General features: G+C 31.8%; 13 protein-coding genes. 9 read left to right on the top strand and 4 right to left on the bottom strand.

Annotated elements, in window-relative coordinates:
• Nucleotides 1-104: 104 nt before the first annotated feature.
• Nucleotides 105-1,442, top strand: a complete 1,338-nt coding sequence (locus tag ACVC5O_RS01980) for a hypothetical protein (protein WP_452219787.1) — start codon at nucleotides 105-107, stop codon at nucleotides 1,440-1,442.
• 83 nt (nucleotides 1,443-1,525) lie between these two features.
• Here the strand turns inward: ACVC5O_RS01980 and ACVC5O_RS01975 are convergent, their stop codons facing one another.
• Nucleotides 1,526-2,029, bottom strand: coding sequence for a hypothetical protein (locus tag ACVC5O_RS01975; RefSeq protein WP_452219786.1), 504 nt, complete (start codon nucleotides 2,027-2,029; stop codon nucleotides 1,526-1,528).
• 203 nt (nucleotides 2,030-2,232) lie between these two features.
• Between ACVC5O_RS01975 and dnaK the strand changes: the two genes are divergently transcribed.
• From dnaK to ACVC5O_RS01960, 3 genes are all read left to right on the top strand, one after another.
• On the top strand, nucleotides 2,233-4,152 hold the full coding sequence (gene dnaK / locus ACVC5O_RS01970) for a molecular chaperone DnaK (protein WP_452219785.1): 1,920 nt from the start codon (nucleotides 2,233-2,235) through the stop codon (nucleotides 4,150-4,152).
• A 168-nt stretch (nucleotides 4,153-4,320) separates the two neighbouring features.
• Nucleotides 4,321-6,399: a PDC sensor domain-containing protein gene (locus tag ACVC5O_RS01965; RefSeq protein ID WP_452219784.1), complete on the top strand. Its 2,079-nt coding sequence runs from the start codon at nucleotides 4,321-4,323 to the stop codon at nucleotides 6,397-6,399.
• 123 nt (nucleotides 6,400-6,522) lie between these two features.
• Nucleotides 6,523-7,500, top strand: coding sequence for an NAD(P)H-dependent flavin oxidoreductase (locus ACVC5O_RS01960; RefSeq protein WP_452219812.1), 978 nt, complete (start codon nucleotides 6,523-6,525; stop codon nucleotides 7,498-7,500).
• 4 nt (nucleotides 7,501-7,504) lie between these two features.
• Here ACVC5O_RS01960 and ACVC5O_RS01955 read toward each other — a convergent pair whose 3' ends face one another.
• Nucleotides 7,505-8,857: an HTTM domain-containing protein gene (locus ACVC5O_RS01955; protein ID WP_452219783.1), complete on the bottom strand. Its 1,353-nt coding sequence runs from the start codon at nucleotides 8,855-8,857 to the stop codon at nucleotides 7,505-7,507.
• Nucleotides 8,858-9,034: 177 nt separating this feature from the next.
• Between ACVC5O_RS01955 and ACVC5O_RS01950 the strand changes: the two genes are divergently transcribed.
• Nucleotides 9,035-10,321 (top strand): hypothetical protein, encoded by a 1,287-nt coding sequence (locus tag ACVC5O_RS01950; protein WP_452219782.1) that lies wholly within the window; start codon nucleotides 9,035-9,037, stop codon nucleotides 10,319-10,321.
• Nucleotides 10,322-10,334: 13 nt separating this feature from the next.
• Here the strand turns inward: ACVC5O_RS01950 and ACVC5O_RS01945 are convergent, their stop codons facing one another.
• Both ACVC5O_RS01945 and ACVC5O_RS01940 read right to left on the bottom strand, forming a co-directional pair.
• On the bottom strand, nucleotides 10,335-10,898 hold the full coding sequence (locus ACVC5O_RS01945; RefSeq protein WP_452219781.1) for a GNAT family N-acetyltransferase: 564 nt from the start codon (nucleotides 10,896-10,898) through the stop codon (nucleotides 10,335-10,337).
• A gap of 1 nt (nucleotide 10,899) precedes the next feature.
• Nucleotides 10,900-11,535 (bottom strand): alpha/beta hydrolase, encoded by a 636-nt coding sequence (locus ACVC5O_RS01940; RefSeq protein ID WP_452219780.1) that lies wholly within the window; start codon nucleotides 11,533-11,535, stop codon nucleotides 10,900-10,902.
• A gap of 52 nt (nucleotides 11,536-11,587) precedes the next feature.
• Between ACVC5O_RS01940 and ACVC5O_RS01935 the strand changes: the two genes are divergently transcribed.
• From ACVC5O_RS01935 to ACVC5O_RS01920, 4 genes are all read left to right on the top strand, one after another.
• The gene (locus ACVC5O_RS01935; RefSeq protein WP_452219779.1) at nucleotides 11,588-12,010 is read left to right on the top strand and encodes a PaaI family thioesterase; all 423 of its coding nucleotides are present in this window, start codon (nucleotides 11,588-11,590) and stop codon (nucleotides 12,008-12,010) included.
• Between the two features lie 2 nt (nucleotides 12,011-12,012).
• Nucleotides 12,013-13,131 (top strand): chorismate-binding protein, encoded by a 1,119-nt coding sequence (locus tag ACVC5O_RS01930; protein ID WP_452219778.1) that lies wholly within the window; start codon nucleotides 12,013-12,015, stop codon nucleotides 13,129-13,131.
• 39 nt (nucleotides 13,132-13,170) lie between these two features.
• Nucleotides 13,171-14,931, top strand: coding sequence for a 2-succinyl-5-enolpyruvyl-6-hydroxy-3-cyclohexene-1-carboxylate synthase (menD, locus tag ACVC5O_RS01925; protein WP_452219777.1), 1,761 nt, complete (start codon nucleotides 13,171-13,173; stop codon nucleotides 14,929-14,931).
• Nucleotides 14,932-15,051: 120 nt separating this feature from the next.
• On the top strand, nucleotides 15,052-15,390 hold the full coding sequence (locus tag ACVC5O_RS01920) for a DUF2853 family protein (protein ID WP_452219776.1): 339 nt from the start codon (nucleotides 15,052-15,054) through the stop codon (nucleotides 15,388-15,390).
• The last annotated feature ends 59 nt before the right edge of the window (nucleotides 15,391-15,449 follow it).

The raw sequence follows: 15,449 nt of genomic DNA, 5'->3' as shown, positions 1-15,449 counted from the left end.
ATTTACTTTTATCCTAGAAATTAGTGTTTTGGACTAAAATACAACTAATTATGAAAGCCTATTCAGAAATTATTTGCAATTTTAAAAGAGAAAATCCCTCAATTATGAAAATAAGACTACTAGCTTTATTTATGCTTTTTCCTATTCTATTTTATGCACAAGTAGGTATTGGCACCACGACACCAAATCCAAGCGCTGCTTTAGATATTGAATCTACAACATCAGGAATTTTAATTCCAAGAATGACAATGGCTCAACGCGATGCTATTACAACTCCTGCAGATGGATTATTAATATATCAAACAGACAATACCATAGGGTTTTATTATTTTAATGGTACGTCTTGGTTACCTTTTGGTGGAGGAGCTGCAGATAATGATTGGACGCTTTCTGGAGCTAATATGTATAATGCTAATACAGGTAATGTTGGTGTTGGTACAACTGCGCCAACAACAAAATTGCATGTGGAAAACAGTGGTTCTGCAGGCGCTTTACTGGAACAAGATTTTGAGAGTAGTTTTACGCCTATGACTACAGGAGGTAATGCAATTTGGAGTACGCAAACAACAAATGTTAATAGTGGTACAACTGCTGCAGGTTCTGGTACTATATTAGATTCGCAATCCTCTTATATGGAATACGTAGTTACAATACCACCAGGAGGAGGAACAGTAAGTTTCTTTTACGAGGTAAGTTCGGAAAGTGGTTTCGATTTTTTACAATTTACTATAAATGGAGCTTTGCAAGACCAATGGTCTGGACTAGTGAGTTATACCCAACAAAGTTATGCCTTACCAGCAGGAACATTAACTTTGCGTTGGACATATTCTAAAGATTCGAGTGTAAGTTCTAACAGCGACGCAGCTTATGTGGACGACATTGCTATAAGTGCTGGTAGTGCACCAGCAGCTTTTAGATTAGTGGATGGTAACCAGTCCAATGGTTATGCACTAATCTCTGATGCTAACGGAAATGCCACTTGGCAACAATTAACAGCAACAAATATTGGTAATTTTCCGCAACTAATTCCTGTTCAAGGTTTAGAAATTCCTGTTTGCGATAACAATACTATTGGTAGTTCCGGGAATTTTAATGTATCGGTTAATGGTGTACCAACAACAGTAACTTGGAATATTATTGGTAGGCAAACCACTGCAGGAAGTGTAGTAACTATTAATGGTAATAATGTAATAGCTGCACCTTATCGTCCAGAGCGTTTACAGGTACGTTACGATTTTGCGCCAGCACTCCCATTTCCACCTGGAGGTTTAATTTTTAGTGCAAATAATTCCAGTAGTTTTCCTGATACATTTAGTCTAAATTATGCATTAAAAACAGCTAATTCTATTACTATGAATATCACCAGAACAGATATCTATGGAGACCAAACTGCCAATTGTTGGGCAGGACAATTTTATTTTGATATGGTAATTACGGATTAATGTTATATTAATATGCTTATATAAATAAAAAACAGCTTTGGTTTTTAAACCAAAACTGTTATTATAAATTTTTGTAATAAAGATTATCTTAAAACAAACTCCTTAATATCGTAATGAGCCATTACAGAGTCTAAATTGGAATAATCTATTCGACCAACATTATCTGCTGGTACAACAACAACTCTAAAAAGCTGATTTTGAGTGTACGAATCATCTAAAAGTGAAAAATCTGTAGAGCCTTCTAAAAAGAAACGCACATCTGTTTGTGTAAAATCGTAATTATAAACTAGGTTGCCATCTTCAAAATAAACAGTTTGTGGCGTTAATCTCCAAATATCTTGTCCGTTTGCAGTTTCCCATAATACATATACTAATGTTACATCTGTAGGTAATACTTCAAAACCATAGGCTTCAACAAACTCAAAATTATTATTTTCATTAAAATCTAAAACAATTTCAAAAGCAGAGGAGGCAATGATTGCACCATCCTGTCCATCAAAACCATCAAAACCTGGAGGTCCTTGTGGTCCTTCGCAAGACATTAAAAATAAGGCGAGTACTGAAATTACTGATAGAATACGTTTCATATAAAAAGAATTTAAATTAGTATGTTTTCTTTTAATATATCAAAACTAATACCAAAGCCGATGGATTAGAAAAAACTTTTCAATTTTAAACTCTGACATCCTGTCACATTTTTTCTAATGGCATAACTATTGACTTATTGCTATCGTAAATAATTAATAAACACAATTTCGCTTACGCGGAAAACATAAAAACAAATAAAACTATGAGTAAGATTATTGGAATCGATTTAGGAACTACCAACTCTTGCGTTTCTGTAATGGAAGGTAACGAGCCAGTAGTTATCCCTAATGCTGAAGGTAAAAGAACAACACCATCAGTAATTGCCTTTGTAGAAGGTGGAGAAATTAAAGTTGGAGATCCAGCAAAAAGACAAGCAGTGACTAACCCAACAAAAACAGTATATTCTGTTAAACGTTTTATGGGTAATAAGTATTCTGAATCTAAAAAAGAGGCAGAACGCGTACCATATAAAGTTGTAAAAGGAGATAATGATACACCACGTGTGGATATTGATGGTCGTTTATACACACCACAAGAATTATCTGCTATGGTATTACAAAAAATGAAAAAAACAGCTGAAGATTACTTAGGAACCTCAGTATCTGAAGCAGTAATTACAGTACCTGCATATTTTAACGATGCACAACGTCAAGCCACTAAAGAAGCTGGTGAGATTGCAGGTTTAAAAGTACGTCGTATTATCAACGAGCCAACAGCAGCAGCTTTAGCTTATGGTATGGACAAAAAAGGAACAGACCAAAAAATTGTTGTATTTGATTTTGGTGGAGGAACACATGATGTATCTATCTTAGAGTTAGGAGATGGTGTATTTGAAGTGTTATCTACAGATGGAGATACGCATTTAGGTGGTGATGATGTGGACCAGAAAATTATTGATTGGTTAGCAGACGAGTTTAAAAGTGAAGAAGGGATGGATTTAAGAGAAGATCCAATGTCTTTACAACGTGTTAAAGAAGCTGCCGAAAAAGCGAAGATTGAGTTATCTTCTGCAGAATCTACAGAAATTAATTTACCATACATTACTGCAACAGCTAGTGGACCAAAACACTTAGTACGTACATTAACACGCTCAAAATTCGAGCAGTTAATAGACGATTTAGTAAAACGTACTATTGAGCCATGTGCAACAGCATTAAAAGCAGCAGGTTTATCTAAAAGTGATATTGATCAAGTTATTTTAGTTGGTGGATCAACACGTATTCCAGCAGTACAAGCTGCAGTAGAAAAGTTTTTTGGTAAAACTCCAAGTAAAGGTGTAAATCCAGATGAGGTGGTTTCTTTAGGAGCTGCAATTCAAGGTGGTGTTTTAACAGGAGACGTTAAGGATGTATTATTATTAGATGTAACACCTTTATCTTTAGGTATAGAAACAATGGGTAACGTAATGACGAAACTTATTGAAGCTAATACCACAATACCAACAAAAAAATCGCAAGTATTCTCTACAGCAGCAGACAATCAACCTTCAGTGGAAATCCACGTATTACAAGGAGAAAGAGCAATGGCTGGAGATAATAAAACGATAGGACGTTTTCACTTAGATGGTATTCCACCAGCGCAAAGAGGTGTCCCTCAAATTGAAGTAACTTTCGATATTGATGCTAACGGAATCATTAAAGTTTCGGCTACAGATAAAGCAACAAATAAGACACAAGATATTAGAATCGAAGCGTCTTCTGGTTTAACTGAAGAAGAAATTCAAAAGATGAAAGCAGATGCAGAAGCAAATGCAGAGTCTGATGCAAAAGCAGCAGAGCAAGCTAAGAAATTAAACGAAGCAGATTCTATGATTTTCCAAACGGAAAAACAACTTAAAGAATTTGGTGATAAATTATCTGACGATAAAAAAGTACCAATAGAAGAGGCTTTAGAAGAATTGAAAAAAGCTTACGAAACTAAAGACTTAGCAGTTATAGAGCCAGCGTTAGAGAAAATTAACGAAGCTTGGAAAGTTGCAAGTGAAGAAATGTACAAAGCACAAGCCGAAGCACAAGGAGGAGCGCCAGAAGGTGGTCCAACAGATGCAGGAGCTGGTGCAAAAGGACAAGCAGCAGATTCTACAGATGATGTAGAAGATGTAGATTTTGAAGAAGTAAAGTAAGCTGCGAGTCATCCCGAAAGTTTTTGAGATGTATCAATCACTTATCCTAAAGATAATTTGGGATTTCTTTAAAAGATTTTAAATATAATTAAACGCAACCTTTAAATGGGTTGCGTTTTTTGTTTGTTATCCTTTTTCTATCTTTAACATTCAACAATCCTAAAATATATGTTTAAAAAGATTACTTATTTAATAACTTCACTTTTAGTACTCCTTTTAATATATTTTATTTACAGCTATACTAGCCACACAAAAGACAGAACAGAACTTGCCACTGTGCGTGGTAAAGAAGTCACTTTTGCATTAAAAAAAGACATCGAAAGTATTTTGCAAGACGTTATGGATAGTGGTCAAACCATAGCCAAAACTTTAGAAAAAGACACACTTTCTAATAGTGAGATAAATTCATTATTAAAAACTAAATCTCTAGAACTAGATGCAATTTTAGGTATAACAGTTGCTTTTGAGCCTCAACTTGGTAAATTATATGCACCATATTACGACAAAAATCAAGACGATATTATCCAATTAGAGCAGTATTATGATTATACAGATGCCTCTTTAGAAACCACAACGTGGTATGTAGATATAAGAGATAAAGGAGAACAATGGGTAGAACCATATTTTGGCCAAGTTGTACAAGAGTTAATAACAGACTATGGGATTCCGTTTTATAATTCAGATGGTACACTTCGTGGTGTAGTTTCTATGACTATTTCTTTAAAAAGCTTCACAGATTTAATACACTCATTGAGTTTAGGCAAAACAGGATACGGATTTGTAAGCTCTTCTAATGGAGCAATATTAGCGCATCCTGTAAATGATTTTGTAGGATCTAAGGGTATTGAAGACTTAAAAGAAAAAGAGAAAAACAATAAATTAAAAGCAGCGTATAATTCAATATTACAAGGAGAAACAGGAGTCATAACATATAAAGATAACACAAAAGAACAAAAGACAATTTTTTATTACGACACAGTTAAATCCTCTAATTGGAGTATAGGTGTACTGTTTTTTGCTGAAGATTTATTAGGCTCAGATACACATGCAAAACGCAAACTAATAAACATTGTAATTACACTTAGTCTTGTACTATTTTGTTTATTAGGTCTTTATTTTAATAGAGATTATTTATCTGAAAAAGAGATATGGATTCTTAGTCTTTTTGGAAGTTTAATACTATTAGCCAATGTGTTTTACATTGGATATTTAGAGCATGTAGAAAAAGATATTTATTCAATAACACAAAGTCCACCAATTATAGACAATACGACTTTAAGCGCAATAATAAATTCTGAAAACTTAAAACGAAGAACAAACGGTTTAGATCAACAAATTGTAATTCCAACAGGTGTTTATTTAGAAGAATTAAGTTTTGAGGATAGTTATAATATTAATTTAAGCGGAAACATTTGGCAAAAATATCCTAAGGATAAACTTAAAGAAATATCTGAAGGGTTTCGTTTTCCTCAAGCCTCTCCATTTGCAGAAGCAGTGTATATACAAGAAACCTATAGAGTAGAAAATGATAAGGATGTTTTAATAGGTTATGAATTTAGGCTTACTGCAAAATTAAATTTTATATACAGTAAATACCCATTTGATAAGCGTAATATTAATTTAGAAATTCAACCCCTTAACCATGGCGACAATTTATTATTTGTGCCAGATTTAGACAGTTATAAGGTGACTAATCCGTCGCAAAAAAGTGGTATAAGTCCAAATATTTCTTTAAGCGGAAACAAAATACTAGAAAGTTATTTTAGTTATAATTATTTCACTTACGATAATAATTTTGGATTTGAAGACGCTTCAACCTTTAATAATGTTCCTGAGCTTCATTTTAATGTTAATATTAAACGTGTACTAATTAATGCATTTGTAACGTATTTAATTCCAATCTTTGTTACCCTTATCATGATGTTTATAATGATTTATGCTTCAAATAAAAGAAATAGTGAAGATGCAGATACAAGCATTGTTCAAGGAATGACAGCTTTTTTCTTTGTCTTAGTGTTTTCGCATATAGACCTTCGTAAAAATATTGAAACTGCAGAGCTTATTTATATGGAGTACTTCTATTTTATAACCTATTTTATGATAATTTTATCGACCTATAATCTAATAATGTACACAAAACCAAAAGCTTCATGGTTTGATTATAAAAACAATCTAATTATAAAAAGTTTATTTTGGCCAACCTTTTTAATATTAGTACTATTGGTAAGCTTGTTTTTGTTTTATTAATCATAAAATATAAATTATATTGTCAATCTTTAATTTTGTTATGCGTGCATAATATATTATTGATTATATTTGTACCAGTTCATTTTAATAAAAACAATTCATTTTTCATTACAAATAAATAAAATTTCTGTCTTCGCAGGAAAAACAACAACTATGCAAACCAAACTCACACAACTTTTAAATATTAAATATCCAATAATTCAAGCACCAATGTTCTTGGTATCTAATGTTGCAATGGTAACAGAAGCTATGAAAGGAGGAATTGCTGGTTGTATTCCTGCACTTAACTATAGAACTTTAGAGGAGTTAAGAGCCGCAATAAGAGAATTAAAAGCAAATAAAGTCGAAGGTGGCTCGTTTGGGTTTAACTTAATAGTTAACAAATCTAACTTAAAATATAAAGGTCAGTTAGAAGTGATTTGCGAAGAAGGTTGCGATTTTATAATTACGTCTTTAGGTAGTCCAGAAGAAACAATCAAACAAGCACACAAAGCAGGTATTAAAGTGTTTTGCGATGTAACCGATTTGCGTTTTGCTAAAAAAGTAGAACAATTAGGCGCAGATGCAGCCATAGCAGTAAATAATGAAGCTGGAGGACACAGAGGAAACCTCTCTCCAGAAGAATTAACAAAACAATTAAGCGATGCATTAACAATCCCAATTATTTCTGCAGGAGGAGTTGGTTGTAAAGCAGATATCGATAAAATGCTTAGCTATGGAGCAGAAGGCGTTAGTGTTGGCAGTCCGTTTATTGCTTCTGTAGAGGCAGGAGTAACAGACGAGTATAAACAAGCTTGTGTAGAGTATGGAGCAGACGATATTGTGATGACACAACGTATTTCTGGCACACCATGTACAGTTATAAATACGCCTTATGTACAAAAAATAGGCACTAAGGAATCTTGGTTAGAATCTGTTTTAAATAAAAATAAGAAATTAAAAAAATGGGTTAAAATGATTCGGTTTTCAATAGGAATGAAAGCTACTGAAAATGCTGCAAAAAAAGCGACTTATAAAACCGTTTGGGTTGCAGGACCAAGTATAGAACATACTAAAGCAATTTTGCCTGTAAAAGATATAATTGCCAAACTTACTACGTAATTCTTTATTCAGGTAAAGGCGTTGTTAAAGGTAATATCCAATCTGCATGCCAAATAGGATAAGGTTCTGCTGCAATATCTACATTTGGGTCTATAAATTGCTCATAAGGTCTGCCGTTTAATGTAGCTTCAATATCTGCAAATACAGCGACATTAATTCCTTTTGCTTTATACTCCTCTTTAGTTTTATTTGCTAAAAGCCAGATAATTGGTGGTCTAGAAATTGCTTTTTTTCTTTGCCATTTTGGTAATACAATATCTACATCTATAATATTAATAACTTCACCATTAGTGTCTTTAACAATAAAAACACCATTTGCTCTTTTAGTTCTCAGTTTCATGTGCCAAGCAAATTTATGACCCTCTTCTGTCCAACTTACATTTCCTGGAATTAATATATGTCTTAAAGGAAAAGTTAGCATTAGAAAAGTCCATAGACTTAAACCAACAATAACCAATTTTTGCTTTTTTGAAAGACTTGCCGTGTTTTCAGTAATAGGATTTATAGTTGATGAATTTGTAAAACGATTAATTAAAGTTCTAGGCCAACTAGGAGAAAAAAAGAGTGTAGCAGAAGCAATCATAAACCAAGGAAAAATTCCAATTGTAAACAACTCTGAATTCATTAAATGAAATAAAACGCCAATTACAAATGCATATATGCGAGTGCGTTTAAATAATAAAAAAGGAATAATTAATAAATCTAAAAACAACCCAGAATACGACATTAATAATATCATCCATTTTTCGGTAAAAAACCTACCAATTATAGGGAAATCAGTATCGCTAGAGAGCCAAATACCTAAGGGTTGACCAGCTAACCAATCGGAATTTAGTTTAGCAATTCCACCATAAAAAAACGGAATTCCAATCATTAATCGTAATAGCCATAAACACCATTTTGAAATGGGAATGTCTTTTTGCTTCTTAATCCATCTATTATCTAATGAAAAGCTATTATTTGCTGGAATAAAAATTAAAACAAAGCTTAGAATAACAATCAAATAGAAATGGTTGAGATATCGAGTTTGTTCCAGTAAAAACATATAAGTAAAACTTAAAAAAAACAAAATAATACTTAGTCTATAAAACAAGCCAAGCATTATAAAAACGGAAAGCAAACCTAATAATGCAAATAAGTAATACATCCCATTTCCCGATAAAGACTCTAAAAAATGAAAAGGCCAATACGGAAAATTATACGTAGGATCTATCCAATATTTTGCAATCCAACCTTTGTCAAAATAACGATATACTTCTACAAGCATAATAGCGCCAAATAATATTCTAAACACTGCAATACTTGCACTATCTACTTTTGTAAATAGAGATTTTAATACATTTAGTGTGGTGGACATTTAATTATTCAATTTATTATAATTTCAAATATAAAGAAACTGAAATTATAGAACTTATAAGTGTAATTGTATAGCTTAAGTTAATTTATAAATAGATTTTTTTTTTTGAATTAATATTTATAGCATTAAAGCTATTGATTAGTCGCACATATTTTAACTTTACATAAAATTTGTTAAATGAAAAAAATAGTTCTCTTTTTAATCATTTTAATACTTGTCTTTATAGGCTTGTCATATTGGTCAACTTCTTCAACAAATAAAACATTTCAAAAAGTAGAAGTAGTTAATTTTGATACTATTAATACCATCGACTTTAAAACCTTAGACTCCATAACCATTACAGCAAGTTCACTTTATAAAGCAGATGAGGTTAAGCGTTTAATGCAAGGTGAGCAATACAGAAAAGCTTGGTCAACACCAGTAAAAGTGCCTGTTTTGTTTTTAGACACATTATTTGGTGGTGTTAAGATTTTAAAAGAAGGAGGCGGAAAACAAACACACTCTTTAAAGCTACAAGCCAAAAATGGCATTATTTATACATTACGTAGCGTTAATAAAAACCCTAAAAAACTCATTCCAGATTTTGCTAAAACTGTAGGCTTAGAAAATATTATTGTTGATGGGATTTCTGCTCAACATCCTTATGGCTCATTATTATCTAAAGAATTGTCTAATTATGCCAATATTTTACATACAAATCCAAAGTTGGTATTTGTGCCTAAACAAGAAAAATTAGGTGCATTTAATACGAAGTATGGTAATAGAATTTTTATGTTAGAGTATGAAACAGAAGGAGATGTTAATTGGACAAATATTAAAAATGTTAACCAACTTGTAGATACCGAAGACTTACAAGAACTAAAGCAAAAGCAACCTCAAAACGTATTTATAGATGAGAATGCACTAGTGAGAGCTCGACTTTTCGATTTATTAATTGGAGATTGGGATAGACATACCAAACAATGGGGTTGGGCGCTTAAAACACAAAACGATTCTTTGATTGCTATCCCAATTCCTGGCGATCGTGATAATGCATTTTTTAACATAGAAGGTGTTATTCCATCATTATTGTCTAATAAAAATGTAGTGCCAGAATTAAGACCATTTAAAGATGAAATCCATTTTATGGCTGGATTAGTGTATCCTTTCGATCGTTATTTTTTGTTACAAACTAACGAAGCAATTTTTATAGATGAAGCAGAGAAACTTCAATCAAAATTATCAGATTCCATTATAAATGAAGCGTTAAAGACTTGGCCAAAATCTATTGCAGCGATTGATGGACAAGCAATTGCTAATAAATTAAAAAGCAGGAGAGATCAACTCGTAGTTTATGCTAAAGAGTTTAATAAAATACTAAAAGAAAAAGGAGTAGTAGAGGAAGCTTTAAAAGGATCTGAAGATTTAGTTTTAAATAAAGCACTATTAAATTGCTTTGAGTGTACAACTCTTCAAAATAAATGATAAGGAGTATTTACTAAAAATCTTTAAAAGTATTGTGTTGTATGGCTAACCATTCTTCTTTTAAAATACCATAACAACACGTACTGCGTCTAAAACCATCTTTCATAACTGTATCTTTACGTAAAACACCTTCTAGAGTTGCGCCAAGTTTTTCTACAGCTTTTCTAGATTTTACATTACGCTCATCGATTCTAAATTCTATTTTTTCAAACTGAAGGGTTTCAAAAGTATAGTTAAGCATTAAATATTTAACGTTTTTATTTAAACCAGTACCTTGAAAATTGTGACCAATCCATGTCCAACCAATATGCAATACTTTATTTTTATAGTTTATGGCTCCAAAGCGCGTACTACCTGCAAATTGTTGTGTCTCTTTATCAAATATTATAAAAGGAATAATAGTTTTATTATTAAAACCATTTACAGCAATTTGAGCATAATTTCGTAGTTTTTCTGGTGTTGAAATATCACTTGGCGAATAATAGATTAAGTCCTTCTCTTGTGCAATAGTCACTAATTGCTTGTAGTTGTTTAAATCTAAAAGTGTGAGTTTTACTCTGTTGTTTTCCAGTTGCATATTATATTAAACTAGTTATTAAATCTACATTGACTTCGTGTTTGCCTTTAAAAGGAATTATATGTACATCATCACCAAATATTGCTTTTGCATGTTTAGTTTCAAAAGCAATACGTTGTTCATCTAAATATTCATCTTCTGTTCCGTAAATTAAAGAGACTTTAGCGTTTAAAAATGTAAAATCACTAGCTGTTAATTCTTTTGGGATTCCGCCAGAATGTAATACCAATTGCGAACAGTCTAGTGTTCTGCTTTTTAAATATCGTGTAGCGACACTTACACCTTGTGAGTAGCCTAAAACAATTAAATTTTTGTTTTTAATTGGATATTCTTCAGCTAAAACAGCATCAAAATATTGCATTATATTAGTGGTTTCTTTTTCGGTATTTTCTTTTGTTAGCCAACTTGCTCCAACATGTTTAAAGTTTCTACCTTGATAATATTTACTTGGTGCTTGTGGTGCAATAATAAAATGTTCTTCAGGATTTAAACTTTTAAAATAACGTATAAAATACTTGCTTAAATAACCCATTCCGTGGCACACAAACCAGACATTTTTTGTCTTTTCGGTTAAGCTATTTAATGTTGTATAGGTATTTGTAGTTTGATAAGAAATTTCTTTTTCAGTAGAATTCATTTCACCTTAGGTTTTGTACTTTTGTTATAGATTTTAAAAATACATTATTTATATGCAATTATCTAAAAAGGAACTCTTAGCTAAAGCAAATGCTGCAAGCAAAAACACATTAATGGAAACCTTAAATATTGAAATGGTAGATTATGGAGATAATTTTTTAGTTGCCAGAATGCCTGTTACGCCAAGAGTTCACCAGCCAGATGGTGTTTTACATGGAGGAGCAACTGCAGCATTAGCCGAAAGTGTTGGGAGTTTTGCCTCGCATATTTTTTTAGATACAGATAATATGTTTGTGCGTGGTTTAGAAATTACAGCTAACCATTTAAAGAGTGTAAAAGAAGGTTATGTCTATGCAAAAGCTACTTTTTTGCACAAAGGGAGAACCACGCAATTATTAGATGTACGAGTTACCGACGAGGCAGATACGCTAATTTCTATTTGTAGATTATCCACAATTTCATTACCTAAAAAGTAAGAATGGAGGAGGAGCAATTTTTTCTAAACCTTGAAAAACAGTTAGACAATAAACTACCTTTTGTGGCTTACAGAAAACCTAATAGTACTACTATTTCTGCAATGCTTCAAAATAACGATACTGTACATCTGGTAACGGATTATACAGAATGTGGTTTTGTTTTTACTCCTTTTAATATCGAAAACCCTTCCGTTTTAATTCCTTTTAACACAAGTGAAATTATTAGTTTAGATAGTTTTTCTTCGGTAAAAAATAATAGAATTGTTGTTAACAGTACTTCTGAAACTTCAAAACAAAATCATATTTCGGTTGTTAAAAAAGCGATAAAAGCAATTGAAGAAGGAGTCTTGGACAAGGTTGTAATTTCGAGAGCAGAAGACGTTACATTAACCGAAAGTAATCCGATTGCCTTATTTAAACGGTTATTAAGTACTTATACAACAACGTTTACATACTGTTGGTACCATCCAAAAGTTGGTTTGTGGTTAGGTGCAACACCAGAAACTTTAATAAAAACTGAAGGCAACCGATTTAAAACCATGGCATTAGCTGGTACACAACAATACAACTCTACTTTAGACGTGTCTTGGAAAGCGAAAGAAAAGCAAGAGCAGCAGTTTGTAACAGATTTTATAGTTAACAGTTTAAAAAACAGTGCTGAACGTATAAATACATCAAAAGTAACTACAAGTAGAGCTGGCAACATGTTGCATTTAAAAACCGAAATTAGCGGAGTTTTAGATGCTAAAAAAACATCGTTAAAAGAGGTATTACTAAACCTCCATCCAACACCAGCAACTTGCGGTCTGCCTAAAGACAAGGCAAAGCAATTTATATTGCAACATGAAAATTATAATAGAGAATTTTATACTGGTTTTTTAGGCGAACTTAATTTTAAAATTAAAAGCACTAGAAATACCAACAAACGGAATGTTGAAAATAATGCCTATTCTAGCGTAAAAACAGTATCGGATTTATTTGTTAACCTACGATGTATGCAAATCCAACAAGAAACTGCTCTGGTTTATGTTGGAGGAGGTATAACAAAAGACTCTAATCCAGAATTAGAATGGCAGGAAACAGTAAATAAATCTGCAACAATGAAAAAGGTGCTGTTTTAGAAGTTTTTAAATTGGCTATTTTGTATTTTTGTACAAGCTATGATGTACCCAAAAATTCCCCTTGCACAAACCGTTATTCAGCTTTGTAAAGCTAAGAATATACAGCATATCGTTTTATCTCCTGGAAGCAGAAATGCACCTTTAACAATTGGTTTTACTCACGATCCCTTTTTTAAATGCTATAGTATTGTAGATGAGCGTTGTGCAGCATTTTTTGCATTGGGTATTGCACAACAAATACAACATCCTGTTGCTGTGGTTTGTACTTCTGGCAGTGCTTTACTTAATTATTATCCTGCTGTTGCAGAAGCGTATTATAGCGATATTCCGTTAGTTGTTTTATCTGCAGACAGACCAAAATATTTGGTAGGAATTGGTGATGGACAAACCATAAATCAAAAAGAAGTGTATAAAAACCACTCTCTGTATTCTGCAAATTTAAAATTGGATTTAAAAGATGAATATGAAGTTCCGGAAGATGAAGAATTACCAATAATTAAAAATTTAGAAGATAAGTTTGAGCGTTTTTTAGGAATTAAAAAAGAACTTCAGAAAGAAAATGAACATGAAATTAATTTAGCCTTAAACCAAGCTATAGTTAATAAAGGTCCTGTACATATAAACATTCCTTTTGATGAACCGCTTTATGATACTGTTGAACAATTAACCGTTAATCCTGAAAATATAGAGGTTAAAGTTAAATCCAAAAAAATGGACGATTACGTAGCTCAGGATATTTTAGAAGAATGGAACAATGCTAAAAAGAAAATGGTTTTGGTTGGTGTTAATTTTCCAGATTCTTTAGACCAAAATTGGATGGAAGAATTAGCGAAAGACGACAGTGTTATTGTTTTTACAGAGACGACTTCTAATTTGCATCACAATCAATTTTTTCCAAGTATAGATCAATTGATTTCCCCTTTAACAGACGAAGAATTAGAAGCTCTTGCTCCAGATCTTTTACTCACATTTGGAGGCATGATTGTGTCTAAAAGAATAAAAAAGTTTCTTAGAAAGTTTCAACCCAAACAACATTGGCATATAGATGTTAAAAAGGCTAACGACACGTTTTTTAGTTTAGAAAAACATATTACTCAAACTCCTAATCAATTTTTTAGCTTTCTTTTCCCTAATCTTACGCATACTGTTAAAAGCGATTATAAATTAAAGTGGAATGCAATTAAAACTTTAAGAAATGTAAAGCACAAAGCGTACTTAAAAACCATTCCATTTTCAGATTTTAAGGTGTTCGATAGCATTTTAAAACATCTACCAGAACAATCACAATTGCAAATTGGTAATAGTTCTGCAATTAGGTATCAGCAACTATTTAATAATAAACCTACTGTAAAGGTGTTTTGTAATCGTGGCACAAGTGGTATTGATGGTAGTACAAGTACAGCAATTGGAGCTTCTGTGGCTTCCAATTTGCAAACTACTTTTATAACAGGAGATTTAAGTTTCTTTTACGATAGTAATGCCTTGTGGAATAATTACATTCCTAATAATTTTAGGATTATTGTTATTAATAATAATGGAGGAGGAATTTTTAGAATTTTACCAGGACACAAAAACACTGAAAACTTTGATACTTATTTTGAAACTAAGCACAATTTAAAAGCAAAGCAACTATGCGACATGTATGGTTTTGAATATACTACAGCAGAAAACGAAGATACTTTGCATTATCAATTACATACGTTTTATAATCCTTCTAGTAAACCAAAATTGTTAGAAATTGTTACTCCAAGCCAAAGTAATGATGAAATACTTTTAGAGTATTTTAATTTTATAAAATAGTTAATCGATTATATGTGTAATTCATCGACTCTTGAAGATTTCTTAGTATTATAAATCAATTTTATAGCTCAAAAAAATTGTATATTTAACTGATTATTAATTAATAAAAACTATAACAAAATGAGTAAAAGAGATGAATTAATAGCTAAATATGCTGCAGACTTAAAAGATAAATGTAACGTAAAACCAGATATGGATTTACTAACTAAGGTTACTATTGGTTGTGGTCCATCTATCTATAATGCAGATGCTGCCACAGTTTCAGGTTCTGACGCATCAGAATTAGCAACAGTAAAAAATAACTTTTTAATTAAAAAACTAGGATTAAAAGATAGTCCTGAATTAGATAAAGCTATAGATTCTGTTATGGAAACTTATGGTCGCTCTAATAGAAATAAATACAGAGCTGTTGTATATTACTTATTAACTAAGCACTTTAAAAAAGAGTCTGTTTACTAGACTATATTTTAATATATAAATTGAAGCGTTACTATTTGTAACGCTTTTTTTTATGTTTA

Source organism: Lacinutrix salivirga, from assembly GCF_053604675.1.
Note: the sequence above shows the minus strand (reverse complement) of the source record. Positions and strands in the feature narration are given on the sequence as shown.